16 protein-coding genes are annotated in these 18,619 nt (G+C 53.7%); all 16 read left to right on the top strand.

Annotated features, from left to right (window positions below; all coding sequences use genetic code 11):
- Positions 1–100 precede the first annotated feature (100 nt).
- The 16 genes from addB (at position 101) to PGL01S_RS20255 (ending at position 18,595) form a co-directional block, all read left to right on the top strand.
- A complete protein-coding gene (addB, locus tag PGL01S_RS20330) occupies positions 101–3,628 on the top strand; it encodes a helicase-exonuclease AddAB subunit AddB (protein ID WP_127496405.1) in 3,528 nt (1,175 codons plus the stop codon).
- Complete coding sequence (gene addA, locus PGL01S_RS20325) at positions 3,615–7,436, top strand: helicase-exonuclease AddAB subunit AddA (protein ID WP_127496404.1); 3,822 nt, start codon at positions 3,615–3,617, stop codon at positions 7,434–7,436. Before addB ends, addA begins: the two co-directional genes overlap by 14 nt.
- Before the next feature lie 99 nt (positions 7,437–7,535).
- On the top strand, positions 7,536–8,135 hold the full coding sequence (locus PGL01S_RS20320; RefSeq protein WP_127496403.1) for a hypothetical protein: 600 nt from the start codon (positions 7,536–7,538) through the stop codon (positions 8,133–8,135).
- Between the two features lie 50 nt (positions 8,136–8,185).
- Positions 8,186–8,593, top strand: a complete 408-nt coding sequence (locus PGL01S_RS20315) for a hypothetical protein (RefSeq protein ID WP_244935676.1) — start codon at positions 8,186–8,188, stop codon at positions 8,591–8,593.
- Between the two features lie 124 nt (positions 8,594–8,717).
- Complete coding sequence (locus tag PGL01S_RS20310) at positions 8,718–9,071, top strand: histidine triad nucleotide-binding protein (protein WP_127496402.1); 354 nt, start codon at positions 8,718–8,720, stop codon at positions 9,069–9,071.
- Positions 9,072–9,163: 92 nt separating this feature from the next.
- Positions 9,164–9,337 carry a 30S ribosomal protein S21 gene (rpsU, locus tag PGL01S_RS20305; RefSeq protein WP_005547957.1) on the top strand — a complete coding sequence of 58 codons (174 nt, stop codon included), beginning with the start codon at positions 9,164–9,166 and terminating at the stop codon, positions 9,335–9,337.
- Positions 9,338–9,352: 15 nt separating this feature from the next.
- On the top strand, positions 9,353–9,796 hold the full coding sequence (locus PGL01S_RS20300) for a GatB/YqeY domain-containing protein (RefSeq protein WP_127496401.1): 444 nt from the start codon (positions 9,353–9,355) through the stop codon (positions 9,794–9,796).
- 122 nt (positions 9,797–9,918) lie between these two features.
- Positions 9,919–11,295, top strand: a complete 1,377-nt coding sequence (locus PGL01S_RS20295; RefSeq protein ID WP_127496400.1) for an NfeD family protein — start codon at positions 9,919–9,921, stop codon at positions 11,293–11,295.
- A gap of 37 nt (positions 11,296–11,332) precedes the next feature.
- Positions 11,333–12,316: a flotillin-like protein FloA gene (gene floA, locus PGL01S_RS20290; RefSeq protein ID WP_127496399.1), complete on the top strand. Its 984-nt coding sequence runs from the start codon at positions 11,333–11,335 to the stop codon at positions 12,314–12,316.
- Positions 12,317–12,351: 35 nt separating this feature from the next.
- Positions 12,352–12,843 carry a YqfB family membrane protein gene (locus PGL01S_RS20285; protein ID WP_127496398.1) on the top strand — a complete coding sequence of 164 codons (492 nt, stop codon included), beginning with the start codon at positions 12,352–12,354 and terminating at the stop codon, positions 12,841–12,843.
- Between the two features lie 167 nt (positions 12,844–13,010).
- The gene (yqfC, locus tag PGL01S_RS20280) at positions 13,011–13,298 is read left to right on the top strand and encodes a sporulation protein YqfC (protein WP_015843829.1); all 288 of its coding nucleotides are present in this window, start codon (positions 13,011–13,013) and stop codon (positions 13,296–13,298) included.
- A gap of 2 nt (positions 13,299–13,300) precedes the next feature.
- Positions 13,301–14,494 (top strand): sporulation protein YqfD, encoded by a 1,194-nt coding sequence (gene yqfD, locus PGL01S_RS20275; RefSeq protein ID WP_127496397.1) that lies wholly within the window; start codon positions 13,301–13,303, stop codon positions 14,492–14,494.
- On the top strand, positions 14,491–15,471 hold the full coding sequence (locus PGL01S_RS20270; RefSeq protein WP_127496396.1) for a PhoH family protein: 981 nt from the start codon (positions 14,491–14,493) through the stop codon (positions 15,469–15,471). The genes yqfD and PGL01S_RS20270 overlap by 4 nt, the downstream gene beginning before the upstream one ends.
- A 17-nt stretch (positions 15,472–15,488) precedes the next feature.
- Positions 15,489–17,729 carry an HD family phosphohydrolase gene (locus tag PGL01S_RS20265; RefSeq protein ID WP_127496395.1) on the top strand — a complete coding sequence of 747 codons (2,241 nt, stop codon included), beginning with the start codon at positions 15,489–15,491 and terminating at the stop codon, positions 17,727–17,729.
- A gap of 6 nt (positions 17,730–17,735) precedes the next feature.
- On the top strand, positions 17,736–18,233 hold the full coding sequence (gene ybeY / locus PGL01S_RS20260; protein WP_127496394.1) for an rRNA maturation RNase YbeY: 498 nt from the start codon (positions 17,736–17,738) through the stop codon (positions 18,231–18,233).
- The gene (locus PGL01S_RS20255; RefSeq protein ID WP_127496393.1) at positions 18,233–18,595 is read left to right on the top strand and encodes a diacylglycerol kinase family protein; all 363 of its coding nucleotides are present in this window, start codon (positions 18,233–18,235) and stop codon (positions 18,593–18,595) included. The genes ybeY and PGL01S_RS20255 overlap by 1 nt, the downstream gene beginning before the upstream one ends.
- Positions 18,596–18,619: the final 24 nt, after the last annotated feature.

The following is an 18,619-nucleotide window of genomic DNA, read 5'->3' as shown; positions in this document are numbered from 1 at the left end:
GCACTTCTTCCAGAACATACGTTTGTCGTCCGGGTGAAAAAGGCCCCGCGTTATGGTAGAATGATAGATTATGAGATAGATTCGGAGAGGAAGAGTTAGGATGGGGCTTCGATTTGTGCTTGGCCGCTCGGGAACGGGGAAAACAACGTATTGTCTGGACGCAATCCGCGCCAAGCTGCAAGGCGAGCCGGATGGAGCGCCGCTTGTTATGCTGGTCCCGGAACAGGCTACTTTCCAGACGGAGTACGCGCTTTTGAAAAATACGACGCTAAGCGGAACGATTCGCGCCCAGGCGCTAAGCTTCCGCCGTCTGGCCTTTCGCGTCATGCAGGAGACGGGCGGCACCGCCTTAATTCCGATCAGCGATAACGGCAAGCATATGATGCTTTTCAAGATTATACACCGGTTAGGCAAGCAGCTTGAGCTTTTCCAAAGCGGGGCGGAGCAGCCCGGTTTCATTGAACGGCTGGGCGAGCTGTTGACCGAGTGGAAGCGTTACGGGATTGACGCCGATCTGCTGAAGGAAAAAACGGCATCGGTAGAAGACGCATCGCTTCTCAACCGGAAGCTGCATGATCTTCGGCTTGTGTATGACAAGCTGGAGCAGGAATTGCTTGGCCTTTATATCGATTCGGAAGATTACTTGACGCAGCTGATTGCAGGCTATGCCGATGCTCCGGCGATGCAGGGAGCCCATCTGTGGATTGACGGCTTCCACGGTTTTACGCCGAAGGAATACGATGCGCTTGGCACGCTGATCGCTTCTTCCGCCGAAGTGACCGTTGCTCTGACGCTTGACCGTCCTTACGATAACGGCGAAACACCGCATGAGCTTGAGCTTTTCCACCCTACGGCTGAAACGTACGGAAAGCTGGCTGCTTTGGCGGCTCAAGCCGGCGTGCCCGTGCATGAAACCGTCGTGCTGGATGAAGGAGTTCCATACCGCTTTACTGGGAGTTCGATGCTTGCCCATTTAGAGAAGCATTACGGCGGAAGAACCCCAATGCTTATACCGGATAAGAAGATGCTTGCTGTAGACAATTCCGCCTGCGGGGTATCCCTTCATGCCTCCGCGAACAGAAGAGCCGAGGTCGAAGCAGCGGCACGCGATATGGTTCGGCGGGCACGCGAAGAGGGGCTGCGCTGGCGCGACATGGCGGTTATGGTGCGGAACGCGGCTGAATATACGGACTATATTCAAACGATATTCGATGACTACGAAATTCCTTATTTCCTAGACCAAAAGAATAACACGGTCCATCATCCGCTGGTAGAATTTATCCGTTCCGCGCTGGAGACGGTGCTCCACGGCTGGCATTACGAGGCGGTATTCCGATGCATCAAGACTGAGCTGCTGTTCCCGATTGACGGCAGCATGTCTCGCGAGCTGTTTGACCGCTTGGAAAACTATGTGCTGGCAGCCGGAGTCGACGGATGGAAGTGGCTTGACCGCTCCAGGTGGAAGCCGCTTATGCAGCAGTCTCTTGAGGATGAGCCGGAAACGGTATCCGAGCCGTCTGCAAAAGCCAAACGGGAATTTCAGGCCGTAATGGCGGCGAGAGAGGCGATTGTACCTCCGCTTCGCCGGTTCGAGCAGTCCTTGAAGAAAGCCTCCAGCGTCAAAGAGATGTGCGAAGCGTTGTACAAGCTGCTGGATCATGCGGATGCCGCCGACCGCCTTGAACGCTGGAGCCGCGAGGACAGCGCGTCCGGTCGTACGCAGCGCGCCAGATCACACCGCCAGCTATGGGATGGCGTCATGCAGCTGCTGGATCAGCTGGTGGAAATGGTCGGGGACGAGGATATGCCTCCGGAGCTGTTCGCCGGCATGGTGGAGACGGGGCTCGAAAACTTGAAGCTTGCGGCGGTGCCGCCCGCACTTGATCAGGCACTGGTTGGCAGCATGGACCGGACGCGTTCCGGGGATGTAAAGATCTGTTACGTGCTAGGCGCTAACGACGGCGTCATGCCGATGCGCATTCAAGAAGACGGCGTGCTGACCGAGCAGGAACGGGAACGCCTTGCCGAAGAAGGGCTGGTTATGGCGCCGGGCGTAAGACGCAGGCTTCTCGACGAACGTTTCCTGATCTATAACGCCTTGACAACGGCCAGCCAGCATCTGTGGATCAGCTGGGCGCAGGCGGATGAGGAAGGGAAAACGCTGCTGCCTTCGGAAGTCATTCGGCAGGTGAGGCAGCTGTTCCCTGGCATTCCGGTTTATCAGAAGTCTGGAGAGCCGACTCCTGGTATGGAGACGGGCGAACAGCGCTCTTATATCGAGCATCCTCAGCGGACGCTTGCTTATTTGATCACGGAGCTTCGTGCCTGGCGGCAAGGCTCCGAGATTGCGCCGTTCTGGTGGGATGTCTATAACTGGTTTGCGATCCGGCCGGAGTGGCAGGACAAGCTGCAGCTCATGAACGCGTCATTAAGCTTCTCCAATCAGGAGACGGTGCTTACGACAACGACGGCGGAGCAGCTCTACGGGACAAAGCTGAAGGCCAGCGTGTCGCGAATGGAGAGATTCGTGTCCTGTCCGTTCCAGCATTTTGCCATTCACGGCTTAAGGCTTCGCGAACGCCAGATGTACCGCCTTGAAGCGCCGGATGTCGGGCAGCTGTTCCATGCGGCGCTCAGCCGTCTGGCCGGAAGCGTCGGACAGCGCTGGGGCTCGATGCCGGAAGGGCAAATCCGCGAAGCGGCGGCGAAGACCGTTGACGAGCTGGCGCCAAGGCTGCAGTCGCAAATCCTGCTCAGCAGCGGCCGGTTCCAATACATTGCCCGCAAGCTGAAGGAAATCGTTGCCCAGGCGGCGGTTATTTTAAGCGAGCATTCCCGCAGGGCTCAGTTCCAGCCGGTTGGGCTCGAGGTTGATTTTGGACCGGACGGCACGCTGCCTGCCCTTGTCATACCGCTGGATAACGGGGGCACGATGGAAATTATCGGACGGATTGACCGCGTAGACGCGGCTGAGACCGAGGAGGGCTTGCTGCTGCGCGTCTTGGATTACAAATCGAGCGCAACGCAGCTTAAGCTGGAGGAAGTGGCGTTTGGACTATCTCTGCAGATGCTCACGTACCTGGACGTGCTTGTTACGCATGCTTCCGAATGGCTCGGAAAGCCGGCATCGCCCGCGGGCGTGCTTTATTTCCACGTTCATAATCCGATGCTTGCGGTATCCAACGGGTTATCCGTGGCCGAGGTAAACGCAAGAATGCTGAAAAAGTTCAAAACGCGGGGACTCATTACGGCCGAAGCGGAAACGGCGCGGCTGATGGACGGCGATCTGGAATCCGGCTACTCGGAGATTCTTCCCGTTGCCTTGAAGCGCGACGGAAGCTTTTACAGCAGTTCTTCCGTTGTGACGGACGATCAGTGGGATGTGCTGCGCAGCTCCGTCCGGCGGACCATCGGAAAAATAGGCACGGAAATCGGCTGTGGAAAGGTGTCGATCGAGCCTTACCGTCTCGGAACGAAGTCGCCTTGCCAATACTGCGATTACAAGCCGGTATGCCAATTCGACCCGTTATTCGACGGCAATGAATACACGAAGCTGAGCAAGCTTTCGGAAGATGAAATTTGGCAGCAGCTGCATGGAGAGGAGGAGACAGCGGATGGAAACGATTAATTTGCCGGCTAAGCCGGAGAACAGCACATGGACCGATGACCAGTGGCGCGCGATTGTGACGGAAGGCTCGGATGTTCTCGTTGCCGCGGCAGCAGGCTCGGGAAAAACGGCGGTACTGGTAGAACGGATTATTCGGAAAATCTCCTCGTTCTCCGATGTCGACCGGCTGCTGGTCGCAACTTTCACGAAAGCGGCGGCTGCCGAAATGAAGGACCGGATCCGGATTGCGCTGGAGAAAGAGCTCGAACGTCAGCCGGAATCCGAGCATTTGCGCAGACAGCTTGCGCTCATGAACCGGGCGTCGATTACGACGCTCCACTCCTTCTGTCTAGACGTTATACGCAGGTATTATCCGTTAATCGGGCTCGACCCGGGTTTCCGGATCGCGAATGAAACAGAAAGCGAACTAATGCGCATCGACGTGCTGGATCAGCTGTTTGAAGAGAAATATGAAGGATCCGCCGGCGACAGCGGGGCATTCCTGCGCCTGGCCGACCGTTACGGCGGCGAGCGCGGCGACGAGCCGCTGTATAAGCTGGTTCAACAGCTCTATGACTTTGCGCAGAGCCATCCTTGGCCGGAGCATTGGCTCCGCCAGACCGCGGCCAGCTTTATGGTTGAGAACGTGGAAGGGCTCAGGAGCAGTCCTTGGGTGGCAAGCTTGAGGTCTGACGTGGAACAGGCGCTGTCGGGTGCGGCGTCCCTTCTTGACCAGGCAATGCGGTTGACGAGGGAGCCGGCTGGCCCGGTACCTTACGCGGCAACCTTTGAAGAGGATCTCGCAGTTGTAGGCAGCCTTGCCGAAACCGTACGCATGCATCCTTGGGAGATGTGGTTCGAACCGTTCCAAGCCGTGCAGTTCGGCAAGCTGAAGGCTATGCGCGGCGATGATTACGATAAAAGCATGCAGGAGCAGGCTAAGGAGCTTCGCGATCAGGCCAAGAAGCTGATTAGCTCGCTTGCGGACGAATTGTTTGGACGTTCGGCGGAGGAGTTCGCTTGGGAGCTGCGGGAGCTTGCCCCGCTCATGGCTGCGCTGTCCGAGCTTGTCATCGAATTCGGCCAGCGGTACGAAGCCGCGAAGCGGGCTAAGGGTCTGCTCGATTTTGGCGACCTGGAGCATTATTGCTTAAGGATACTGAGATCGCCGGAATCAACGCCCGAGCTTACGACTCCGTCGTCTGCGGCTATGGAGTACCAGCGCCAGTTCGATGAAATTCTGCTTGACGAGTATCAGGATACCAACATGGTGCAGGAAGCCATCGTGTCTCTGATTGCCAATCCGCATGCCGGCAACCGGTTTATGGTAGGCGATGTGAAGCAGAGCATTTACCGGTTCCGTCTGGCGGAGCCGAATTTGTTCATGAGCAAATACAAAAATTACGGCGCGCCCGGGGGTGACGGTCTTCGCATCGATCTGGCCCGCAACTTCCGGAGCCGTCTTGAAGTCGTTGACGGAGTAAATGACGTGTTCCGCGCTATCATGAGAGAAACGGTCGCGGAGATGGATTACGACAAGCGTGCCGAGCTGGTATGCGGGGCTTCCTATCCAGAACCTGACAGGCCCGGGCGATTTGCCGTCGAGCTTGCGGTTATCGACAAAGCGGGCTCTTCGGACGAGGAGGATGGGGCGGCTTCAGCCGCGGATTCCGACGAAGAATCCGAGCAAGGAGCCGAATCGGCGGAGGAGCTGCAGACGGCTCAGCTGGAGGCAAGGCTTATTGCCCGCCAGATCCGTTCCCTTCTTGACGGGGGCTTCCGGGTCTATGACGGCAAGAAGCGGGAAAGCCGCCCGATGGAATGGCGCGACATTGTCATTTTGCTGCGGGCTACGCAGGCTTGGTCTCCCGTCATTATCGAGGAGCTTCAAGGTGCGGGTATTCCCGCCTACGCGGAGCTGAGCAGCGGGTATTTCGACGCGACGGAAGTAGAGACGATCCTTTCCTTGCTGCGGGTCATTGATAATCCGTATCAGGATATCCCGCTCGCGGGCACTCTCCGATCGCCGATTTTTGGCTTGAATGCCGAAGAGCTGGCTCTTATCCGGATCGGAGCGATGCACGATACCTACTATGACGCGGTGCTGCAGGCGGCGGGCGATCTTCTTTTGCCCGATGAGCTGAGACGCAAGCTGTCGCTGTTTCTTGACCGGCTGGACAGATGGCGGAATGATGCCAGACAAGGCTCGCTGGCGGATTTGATCTGGAGCATTTACAGGGAGACCGGCTATTACGATTTTGCGGGGGGTCTTCCCGGAGGCGTGCAGCGTCAAGCGAATCTTAGGGCGCTTCATGACCGTGCCCGCCAGTATGAGGCTACCTCCTTCCGGGGCTTGTTCCGCTTCCTGCGCTTCGTTGAGCGGATGCGGGACAGCGGCGGTGATCTGGGTACGGCCAGGGCGCTTGGCGAACAGGAAAACGTCGTGCGCATTATGTCCATTCATAAGAGTAAAGGACTTGAATTTCCCGTCGTATTTGTGGCAGGCTTAGGCAAGAACTTCAATCAGCAGGATTTGCGCAGCGCATTTCTGAAGCATAAGCAGCTTGGGTTCGGTCCCAAATTTATCGACCCGGAGAAACGCGTCAGCTATCCGACTCTGCCGTTCCTCTCGATCAGGCGGCGTATGCGGATGGAAATGCTTGCCGAGGAAATGCGTATTCTATACGTTGCCTTAACCCGTCCAAAGGAGAAAATGTTCCTGGTCGGCACCGTGTCCGATGCCGCTGCCAAACAGCGCCGCTGGCAAACCGCCGCGGATGCCAAGGGATATATTCCGGATTTCCGGTTAAGCTCGGCGTCTACGTTTCTGGACTGGCTGGGTCCGCTCGCAGCCGCGGCCTTTAATCAGCTGCCGGATGAAACGGTGCCGGGACAGGAGGATTCAAGGCTGCTGCAATGGCGCGCGGGCGTGGTAGATGCCGCTATGCTGGGGCTTGAAGCGGCGATTGGCGTCGAGGAGCGTACGGAAGAGGATCAGGCCAGGGAGGACCGCCTGCAAGGGGTATTGTCATTAGCTCAGCTTGATCAGGTGGAGCGGGATGAAGAGCTTCGCAATCGGCTGGAGTGGCGTTACGGCTATCGCGCATCTACCCTTGTGGCAGCCAAAACGTCGGTTACGGAGATGAAACGGCTGCATTCGGAAGCGGTGGAAATGCCGGAGGACAGCGCAGCATTATACCCGGCCGATGCCTTAATCGAGAGCCAGCAAGAAGAAGGCAGGAAGAGCGGCAGCGGAGGCAGTTATACTTTCCGGTTAAGACGGCCGCGGTTCATGGAAGAGGCCGCGCTTACGGCTGCCGAGAAGGGAACGGTAAGCCATCTTCTGATGCAGCATTTGCCGCTAACGGGAGACGTGGACGTGGCCCGGCTGGAGTCGATTCTGAGCGATATGGTATCGCGCAAGCTGCTGACCGCAAGGCAAGCAGAGTCGATCGATCTTCCGGCCGTGGCAGCCTTTTTCGATACGGAGATCGGAAAGCGGCTTGTTCTTGCCAAATGGGTAAGGAGAGAGGTTCCGTTCAGCTGCATGTTCCCGGCGCAGCGCGTGTATCCGGGACTGGCATCCGATATGGCCGGCGAACCGGTTCTGATTCAGGGCGTTATTGACTGTCTCTTCGAAGACGAGAACGGCATTGTCCTGCTTGATTATAAAACCGACCGGATCTATATGAAGCAGTGGGAGCAGGCGGCGGAGCGACACAGATTCCAATTGGAGCTGTATGCGGAAGCTATCCAGTCGGTTATCGGCCAGCCGATTGCGGAAAGCCATGTATTCTTTTTTGATGGCGGCCAGGCAGTAAAGTTATAAAGACGTTAGGCTATCGCATTCTTTTCTGCGGGAGGGCAGCAATCCTGTCCTTCCGCGGAATAATGACTTCTGTTAACGACTTGGAAGGATGAACAAGAGATGGAACAGGATAAGGAACAATCAAAGAAACGGTCTTACGCAATGCCGATCACTTTATTGCTGCTTGTATTCAGCCTTACGGGCAACGTGTTTCTATACTCGCAATCGCTGCAGGGCGGCCAGGATGACAAGTACGAGAAAGGGTTGGATGTAATCGGAGCCGCTAAGAAAGCAACCTCTTATTATGAGGCTGTGCTTGATGATGCGGCTGCTATTCTGGAAGGGAAAACGTCAGAGGCGGGCACTGTGATCCGCGATGCGGCCGGCGTGAATGATTTCTTGCAGCTAGCGGGCAGCTTTGATGAGGATCATCCCTTTGATTCCGGCAAAATCTATGCTTATATGATCGACGTTGATCATTCCCTATCTTACATAAAAGAGCAGGACGGACCGCTTACAGCGCAGGAATCCGCGTACTTGAAAGCATTGCAGGATCTCTATTCGAAGCAGCTGGCGATCGTCAAGCAGTTTAACGTCGACGCGGACAAAACGCGCAGCGGAGCGATTCAGATTGGGGCGGGAATCGGATGGCTCGATATTGCCAAGCAGCTGGAGCAATCTATCGAAGAGCAATCTAGCATGAAATTGTCCGCCCAGTAGCCAAAAGCCCAGTTCTGCATACGATAGTAGCAGACGGGAGGCTGACAAGGATGGAGAAAAGCAAGAAGGAAAAAGGGAAATTGACAGAGGTGAAGCCGGCTGCGTCCAAGCCGGCTACGATTGCTCCAGCAAAGGCAGAGAATCAGGCACCGGCCGTGCAGGCGTCGGTAACGGCGCCGCAGACCCAATCGCTGAAGGATCACTGCTCCGCGCATACCCACCGCTATGTGCTCGCGCAGACACATGACGGATGGTGTATCGACGGCATCGTTGAATACGTGGATGACCAGTATATATGTCTGGCAGTCCCGTGCAGCGGGTCCATGGGCTGGGACAGCAGAGCATTTTTGCCGTACCCCGGTCTATATCCTTACCCTTACTACCCGAGAGGACGCTTCTACCGCCAGGTATTGCCGCTGGCCGGGCTCCTCGCATTGTCGCTATTGCCATTTTACTAAGAGTAAAGGGCTATATCCGGCTCAGGAGCGCGTTTGCGTTCCGGCCGGCATCCTCCGATTGGACGAGCATGCCATTTGTTTGTTATAATTATTGGCATAGTATGGAATGAAGGGAGGGGCATATTTGGACTGTATTTTTTGCAAAATTATCGAAGGCTCCATTCCTTCGACGAAAGTGTTTGAATCCGAGAACGTCATTGCGTTTAAAGATATTCAGCCCGCGGCTCCTGTACATATATTGATTATTCCCAAAAAGCATATTCCTACGATGAACGATGTTGCCGAAGAGGATGGACCGGTCATTGCGGAATTGTTTGCGGCTGCTCGGGAAATCGCGAAGCAGCAAGGAATTGCCGAGTCGGGTTACCGGCTGATTAATAATGTGAACAGCGACGGCGGACAGGTTGTTTATCATCTCCACATCCATTTATTGGGCGGGGAGAAGCTAGGTGCACTAGTAGGAAATAGTGTAAGTTGACACTTCATTTTGTTTTGTCTTATAATGAAGTGTGATAAACCGTGTTTATGTTTAATGCTCTGGACGGTCTGTTTCGGAGGGAGGGAAAACTGGTGTCTGAAACTAAAGTTCGCAAAAACGAAACTATTGATGCTGCGCTTCGCCGCTTTAAACGTTCCATCGCTAAAGATGGTGTTTTGGCAGAGGTGAAAAAACGCAAGCATTATGAAAAGCCAAGTGTAAAGCGCAAGAAGAAGTCCGAGGCTGCGCGTAAGAGAAAGTTTTAGGAGGATCCTTCCATAATGAACCTGAGCGATAGATTGAACGACGATATGAAGCAAGCCATGAAGAATCAGGACAAGTTCAAGCTGACTACGATTCGCATGATTCGTGCGGCTATAAAAAATTTGGAAATTGATTTGAAGCGTCCTCTCGAGGATGCTGAAGTGGTAGATATACTTAGTCGTGAAATCAAACAACGTAAAGATTCCCTCCAAGAATTTAGCAAAGCCGGCCGAGATGATCTGGTTACAGATCTTTCAGCAGAAATTGAAATTATTAGTCAATACCTTCCCGTACAGCTGACCGAAGAAGAGATAAAAGCGATTGTAACGCAGACCATCCAGGAACTCGGTGCTTCTTCCAAAGCCGAGATGGGAAAAGTCATGGGTGCGCTTTTGCCAAAAACAAAAGGGCGCGCTGATGGTAAACTAGTAAATCAATATGTACAACAATTTCTGCAATAACTATATGTTCGGACGAAAACACCCCTTTCGAGGGGTGTTTTTGCTTTATTTATGACAATTTTGAAACATAATGTTCATATAAGCGTATTAACGGTTACTGATTGAAAAGGAGGAGCGACACTTTGCAAACGAAACGATGGCGCATTGCAGCTGTCATTTGGCCTCTTCTGATGCTTGTTTCGATGCTGCTGGTTACGGCAGGAGGGCTGGCAACCGGCGGTAAAGCCGCGCATGGAGCGGAAGGGTCAGAGCTTGGTCCCGCGGTGTACGTTGTGCCGGTGAAGCAAACGGTGGAGTCCGGACTTAAATCGTTTTTGGAGCGGGCATACAAGGAAGCGGCCGAAGCAAAAGCGGAGAGAGTCATTCTGGTGATCAATACGTTTGGCGGAGAGGTAACCAGCGCCGAGGAGATTGGCGAGCTAATCCGCAAAAGCAGCGTTCCTACCACTGCTTACGTAGAAGGTAAAGCGGTTTCGGCAGGGACTTATATTGCGCTTAATGCGCAAAACATTGTAATGGAACCCGGGAGCACGATTGGCGCAGCGGCAGTCGTTAACGGCTCCGGCGAACTTATCGACAACCCGAAGGTCGTTTCCTTCTGGGTGAAGACGATGAGGGAGGCGGCTGAGCTAAACGGACGTGACCCGGATATTGCCGCCGCGATGGTGGATCCAGGCGCGACATTACCTCTTCCGGATTTGAAACAGGTGAAGCAGTCCGGCCAGATTCTGACCTTGACTGCCGATGAAGCGCTTAAAGTCGGCTATGCCGAATACAAAGCGGAGTCCGTGGATGACGCGATCAAATGGCTGGGGCTTGAAAACCGGGAGCGAATCGAGCTTAATCCTTCGATTGCGGAGAAGCTTGCTTCCTGGCTGGTAAATCCGATCGTCATGACCGTGTTATTTATCTTGGGCATTGCCGGTATTGCGATCGAGCTGTTCGTGCCGGGCTTTGGAGTTCCGGGCATTGTAGGCATATTGTCGTTCGGCCTGTATTTCTTCGGCCATTACATTGCGGGGTTTGCGGGGATGGAGTCCGTTGTGCTCTTCATTGTCGGCATTGCTCTGTTGTTGATCGAGGTCTTTGTGCCTAGCTGGGGAATTCTCGGCATTCTCGGCAGCGCCTCGCTGATCGCCGGCGTGTTGACAGCGGCTTCAAATCCGATGACGGCATTTATTTCGCTCGTTATCGCTTTGGTGGCAGCGGCCGTAATCCTGTACTTTGTAGTCCGCAAATACAAAGACCGGGGGATCTGGAACAAATTTATTTTGCGCGAGAAGCTGACGACCGAGCAAGGTTATTTATCCGCCGAAACCAAGGAGGATCTGCTAGGCCAAGAGGGGATTGCGATAACGCCGCTCCGCCCGGCAGGCACGATCCAGATTGGGGATAACCGGATTGACGTTGTGACTTCCGGCGAATTTATCGCTTCAGGCAAGACGGTAAAAGTAATAAAAACCGAAGGGACTTGGGTTGTGGTAAGAGAGGTCCTGTAGGATAATAAGAAAAAAATGACATGGAGGGTTATACCCAATGGACGGAATGGTATCTGTTTTAATTATTGTAGTGGTTGCGATTATTGCCCTATCGGTATTCCTCAGCTTCTTCCCGATTATGCTGTGGATTTCCGCTCTGGCATCGGGCGTACGGATCGGCATTATTACGCTTGTTGCAATGCGCCTTCGCCGCGTAACGCCTAGCCGGATCGTGAACCCGCTGATTAAGGCGACAAAGGCCGGTCTAGGGCTTACGATTAATCAGCTGGAGAGTCACTTTCTCGCCGGCGGTAATGTTGACCGTGTCGTTAACGCCTTGATTGCAGCACAGCGCGCGAACATTCCGCTTGTCTTCGAGCGCGCCGCAGCCATTGACCTCGCGGGCCGCGATGTACTGCAAGCCGTGCAAATGAGCGTAAATCCGCGCGTAATTGAGACGCCTATCGTAGCCGCGGTAGCAAAAGACGGCATCGAAGTGAAGGTTAAAGCCCGCGTGACGGTACGCGCTAATATCGAACGCCTCGTCGGCGGTGCCGGCGAAGAGACGATTATCGCCCGCGTCGGCGAAGGTATCGTTACGACGGTTGGTTCTTCCAATTCGCATAAAGACGTACTCGAAAACCCGGACATGATCTCCCGTACCGTGCTTGGCAAAGGTCTTGACGCAGGTACGGCCTTCGAAATCCTGTCCATCGATATCGCGGACGTAGACGTAGGCAAAAACATCGGCGCGCATCTGCAAACCGAGCAGGCTGAAGCAGACAAGCGGATTGCGCAGGCGAAAGCCGAAGAGCGCCGCGCGATGGCCGTAGCGCAGGAACAAGAGATGAAGGCCCGCGTCGTAGAGATGCGCGCGAAGGTCGTGGAATCCGAATCCCAAGTGCCGCTCGCGATGGCGGACGCTTTGAAATCCGGTAAAATCGGCGTAATGGATTACATGAACCTTAAGAATATTGAAGCCGATACCCAAATGAGAAATACGATTGGCAAGCCGGACACTCCTAACGATAAAGACAACTAAGGCGCTTAAGCCGTGTCTAGCAAGGAGGTGCTGGCGTGAAAATTATAAGTTTTCTTCTCGAGAACATCTATTGGGTGATCGTGGTGGGCGGGGTGCTCTTCTCGATGTTCGGGCGTTCGGGCGCCAAGAAGCGTACGAACCGGATGCCGAGCTTTGGAGGAAGCAACGAGCGCGAGCCGCATAGGCCGGAACGTCGTCAAGATCTGGTATGGGAAGAAGAGGATGAAGAGGAATATCAGCCTCAGAAGCCCGTAATGGCTGGCTCCCCCCTTCAAGGAGAAAGGGGAAGCTCTGGGGAAGTCAACAGGCCGCAAACGCTGGAGCGGGCGATTCAGGCGGCACCAAGCCGGCCGGCGGAACCGCCTCGAGCGCGGCTTGCAGCGGCTAACAAGCCTCAGGCGACAGCGGCTCCAGCTGCAACTAGCCATACCGAAACGCCGAATCCCAAAGCCGACGAGCTGCGCAAAGCGGTCGTATGGGCCGAAATTTTAGGTCCTCCGCGTTCCAAGCGCCCATTCGGCAAATAGAACTAAAAACCGTAACAGCCGGGTAACGATGCGATCATGCATCGCTGCCCGGCTGTTTTTTTATCGCAACGCTCCTCCATATATCTCATAAATCGTTCCAACGTCGCATATTTTGGTACAGTACAATAATGTGCACTCGCGCGGCGGAGGGGGACAATGGATCAGCTATGGGCCGTATAAACCGTAAATTTCGAAAATGGACTGCCGATATATTGGATTTGCCGCAGGATGTGGTCTATGATCTGCCCCGCATGACGATGATCGGCGACCGGCAGCTTTATATCGAGAATCACCGCGGCGTGCTTCATTTCTCCAGCGATAAGCTGAGACTTGCCTTAAGCAAAGGCGAGCTGGAAGTAACGGGAACCTCGCTTGTCATACGTACGATCTGGACGGAAGAGGTATTCATAGAGGGTCAAATTAAAAGTATCGAAGTTAGGGATCAGGAGGGATAAGCATGGCGGGTCAATGGCTGCAGTGGGTACGCGGTGTCGTTACGGTGCATATCAGGGGCGGACAACCTGAACGGCTTGTGAACAGGGCTCTCGAAGGGGGGCTCGAGCTGTCTTCCATTCGTTGGACAAGCGGTGGGAAGCTGGAATTCGAGCTGTCGGTAGGCGATTTTTTCCGTCTTCGCCCGTTTCTGAAGGAAACAGGCTGCAGGGCGCATGTCGTCAAGCGGGAAGGGATGCCCTTCTGGCTGGTCCGCTTTGAGAAAAGAAAATTTTTCGCGATCGGGATCGGCCTGTTTTTTGTGGGCATCTATTTGCTTTCTTCCCTTGTCTGGTCCATTGAAGTGAAAGGGAATGTCAAGCTGACCGAGGAACAGATTCTGACCGCTGCCAAGAAGGAAGGAATCTTTCCGATGCAATGGTCGTTCAAGCTTAAGGATAAAGATCTGTTATCCAAGGAATTGGTAACCGATCTTCCTGGAACAACCTGGGTTGGCGTAGAGAAAAAAGGGACAAGGATCGTTATTCAGGTCGTGGAATCCACGGAAGCGGAAAAGGCAGAGCTTCAGAATCCGCGGCATTTGGTTGCTTCGAACGACGCGGTAATAACGGAAATCTATACAGAGAAGGGACGCCCCGTCGTCAAGAAAAACATGAAAGTCAAGAAGGGCCAGACCTTAATTTCGGGAACGATCGGAGGCGGTGCGTATACGCAGTCGGTTGTGGCGAAAGGCAAGGTGCGCGGCCTCGTATGGTATGAATTTAACGTGGCTTCCCCCCTGACGCAGGAGGTCAAAGTATACACGGGCGAGAAGAAAACGAAATGGTACGCGGTAATAGGAAGCCGTGCGCTGCAAGTGAGCGGGTACGGGAAAAATCCGTTTGATACATCCGAAAACGTTTTGGTGGAGGAACAGGCGACATGGCGCGGTTTGAAGCTGCCGTTCGGACGGCTTAAGAAAACGATTATGGAGGTCCGCACCGACGAGAGGGAGCTGACCGAAGAGGAAGCGAAAAACAACGGAATGCTCCAGGCGAAGGCCGATGTCATGCTGAAAGCAGGCAATGATGCGGTTATATTAAAGGAAATTGTTTTGCATGAAAAGACGGACAATGGTAAAGTTTATATGAAAGTTCTTTTTGAAGTGGAGCAATCAATCGTAGAAGAGATGCCACTAGTCCAGATGCAAGGAGAATGAGGTTGTTGCAGAGTGAAGCAAAAGTAGTCAAAATTCCGCTCCAAAATGCAGTAGAGGGCTTGGCCGTATTTGGTCCCCAAGATAAGTATCTAAAGCTAGTGCAGCAGCAGATGGAGGCGACTCTGTCGTCCCGAGACGCGGAGATTGTGATTTCCGGCCGGGCACAAGAGGTGGAATCGCTAGAGCAGTTGTATAACGTGCTGCTACAGCTTGTCCGCGGCGGATACACTCCGTCCGAGAGAGACATTACTTATGCGCTTGATCTTGCGCGCAGCATGCAAGCGGAAGAATTGCTCGATTTGCTTAAAGCTGAAATTACGACGACTTACAGAGGCAAGCCGATTCGCGTGAAGACGATCGGACAGCGGCACTACGTGAAGACAATCAAGAAGCAGGACATCGTATTCGGGATTGGCCCTGCCGGTACCGGCAAAACCTATCTTGCGGTTGTTCTCGCCGTAGCGGCGCTTAAGGAAGGCTCTGTTAAAAAAATAATGTTGACCCGTCCTGCGGTTGAAGCCGGCGAAAATCTGGGCTTCCTGCCAGGCGACCTGCAAGAAAAGGTAGATCCTTATTTGCGCCCGCTCTATGACGCTCTGCATGACGTATTGGGTCCTGATCAGACGACAAAGGCGTTTGAGCGCGGAACCATCGAGATCGCTCCGCTGGCTTACATGCGCGGACGCACGCTCGATGATTCGTTTATTATTTTGGACGAAGCGCAAAACACGACCCCGGAGCAAATGAAAATGTTCCTGACAAGGCTCGGCTTTGGCTCGAAAATGGTGATTACGGGCGACGTGACGCAGATTGATTTGCCGCGGGGCAAAAACTCCGGGCTTATCGAAGCGCAGCGCATTTTGAGAGATATTGAGGAAATTGGTTTTATTCATTTTTCCGAGCAGGACGTCGTTCGCCATTCCTTGGTTCAGAAAATAATCGTGGCATACAACTGGGACGCTGAAAACAAAGCATAGAGAGGAATGTCCGCTCGATGAATCAGACTCAGGCCGGAAAACAAATTAACCTTCAACAGACAAAATCGGCTGGCTGGAAGCAGAGCACAGCAGTGCGAGCCCTGCTCTTATTTTTGTTTGTGCTGCTGTTTTATTTCAGTCTGGCTCCCCATCTGGTACCCGAAACTTACGATATCCAGGTGGATGCCCCTAGCGACAAGGATATAGCAGCCCCGCATCAGATATTCGACAGCAAGGCTACGCTGGAAGCGCAGGAACAGGCTGCGAATAAGATCGATTCCATCTATTCCAATGTTGCTCTGCGCAACGAACAGCTGATCGATCAAATTTTTATTCGGATTGAGCAGCTGAATCTGGATGATCAGGTGACGGTACAGAACAAGGTTGAAATTTACCGGAATGAGATTCCCGGCAAATATGATGCGTTTGTCGATAATTTCGTCAAAATGAATATGGGCACCGGCAAGTACAACGACTCGCTACTCGAAGAGATGTCGAAGGTAATCAAGGAGCAGGTATATACGATTCCGGAAGAGACGTTCTACAAGCTCCCGAATCTGACCCTGGATCAGCTGGAGGAGATGCGCTCCGTCGGGCAGGATGTTGTGCGCAAGCTGATGAGCGAGCAGCTTCGCGATGCGGAAACGGCGCGCACGAAGGTTGCGGAGCTGGTGAACGCAAGCTCGCTGACCAACCGTACCAGCCGCGAAATTGTGCAGGAGCTGGCACGTTTTACGATAATGCCGAACCGGTTCCTCGACCAGCAGGCAACCGATGAAGCCAAAATTCTCGCGAAGCAGAACACGCCGCAGGTTGTCATCAAAGAAGGCGATCTCATCGTGAAAAAGGGCGAGATCATCACGCCCGAGATGTATGAGCTGCTGAAGGAATCCGAGCTTCTGCAGGACAAGCGCAATTATTGGCCGCAGCTTGGACTGCTGCTGATGTCCGTCATGATCGTGGTTGGCCTGTATACATATATACACCAATACGGAAGCAACGACACGACCAAGCCAAGCTACAGCAATACTCATCTGCTGATGCTGTGGCTCATTTATCTGATTAATATTATTACGATGCAGGTTATCTCCCTTACGCAGACCGATTCCGCGCCTTATGCCGGTTATTTGGCTCCGGCTGCGCTTGGCACGATGCTGATTACGCTGCTGCTGGATGTGCATCTGGCGCTGATCAGCTCTGTTTTGTTCGCGCTTTGCGGAAGTATTATACTAAATACGCAAACCGGTCAAATTTTCGACTACCAATACGGATTTGTTATTATCGTCGTTTCCCTGGCGGCAATATTCTCGATTCACCGGGCAAGCCAGCGGTCTACCATCCTTAAGGCGGGCATTATGGTCAGCTTGTTTGGTTCGCTGGCCGTATTGTCGCTGATGTTCCTGAAGGAGCAGTTAGAGCAGGGGCCGCTCGTGTATTCTCTTGCTTTTGCGTTCGCAAGCGGACTATTAACGGCGATTCTCGTTATCGGGCTTATGCCATTCTTTGAAATTACGTTTGGCATATTGTCCGCGCTGAAGCTCGTAGAGCTGTCCAATCCGAATCATCCGCTGCTGCGCAAGCTGCTTACGGAGACGCCGGGAACGTACCATCACAGCGTAATGGTAGGCAATCTTGCCGAAGCGGCTGCCGAATCTATCGGAGCAGACGGCCTGCTTTGCCGCGTAGGTTCTTATTATCACGATATCGGCAAGACGAAACGGCCAAGCTATTTTATCGAGAATCAGACGAATATGGAAAACCCGCACGATACCATCGAGCCTAAGCTGAGCAAGTCGATCATTGTCGCCCACGCCCGCGACGGCGTCGATATGCTGAAGGCGCAGAATATTCCGAAGCCGATCCGGGATATAGCGGAGCAGCATCATGGCACAACCTCCTTGAAGTTCTTCTACTTCAAAGCAATTAAGCAAGCGGAGGAGCAGGGGCTAACCGTGAATTTCACGGAGGATGACTACCGTTATCCGGGTCCGAAAGCGCAATCGAAGGAAGCGGCAATCGTTGGTCTTGCCGATTGCGTGGAGGCGGCTGTCCGCAGCCTGCGAAGCCCTACGGTCGAACAGGTGGAAGCGATGATCCAGAAGATTATTAAAAGCCGCGTAGATGACAATCAATATAATGAGTGCGACCTGACCATGAAGGAGCTCGACAAGATCGCCCATTCTTTGAAAGAGAGCGTTATTGGCATATTCCACTCGCGGATTGAATACCCGGAAGACGTAAAACCAAAGGAGCGTTAACGAAGCATGAGCTTGCAATTGGACTGGAGCAACGAACAAGACAAAATGGAGATTCCCGATCAATGGGTCGAGAGGCTGGAGCAGCTTCTGCAGATTGCCGGCGAAATGGAAGGGCTGACGGATGGCGAAGTGACGTTGACCTTTACCGACAACGAGCAGATTCACCAGCTTAACCGCGAATACCGCAATATCGACCGCCCTACGGATGTTTTGTCCTTCGCGATGCAGGATGACGGAACGGAAGAGCTCGATATTATTTTCGAGGTGGAGAGCGAGGATGAGATTGATCCCATCTCCGGCATGCTTGGCGATATCGTGATCTCGGTTGAGAAAGCGCAGGAGCAAAGCGAGGATTACGGCCACTCCCTGGAGCGGGAGATCGGCTTCCTCTTTGTGCATGGATTCCTTCATTTGCTCGGTTATGATCATATGGACGACGCGGGCGAAGCCGAAATGACGGCTAAACAGGAAGCCGTTCTGCAGAAGGCAGGTCTGTCGCGTTAATGCTGAAGTTTATCCGCAGCCTGTCCTTTGCTTGTTCGGGAATTGTCTTGGCTGTCCGGTCTCAGCGTCATATGAAGATTCACACGGCGGCAGCCGTTGCCGTGTGTCTGTTAGGGGCGTTCCTGCCCCTGACCCGGCTGGAATGGGCGGTGCTTCTGTTAACGATATCTGTTGTGTTCACGCTGGAAATGGTGAATACGGCGATCGAAAAAACCGTTGACCTGTCTAGTCCCGGCATTCACCCGCTTGCTAAAGCGGCAAAGGATATTGCTGCCGGTGCCGTGCTGGTTGCCGCATGCTGCGCGATAATGATTGGGCTGCTCATTCTTGGGCCGCCCTTATGGCATTTTCTCATGGATTAATAGAAAGAATAGGAGTTGAGGCTT

Source organism: Paenibacillus glycanilyticus NBRC 16618 (genome assembly GCF_004000805.1).
Taxonomy (GTDB): Bacteria; Bacillota; Bacilli; order Paenibacillales; family Paenibacillaceae; genus Pristimantibacillus; species Pristimantibacillus glycanilyticus.
Note: the sequence above shows the minus strand (reverse complement) of the source record. Positions and strands in the feature narration are given on the sequence as shown.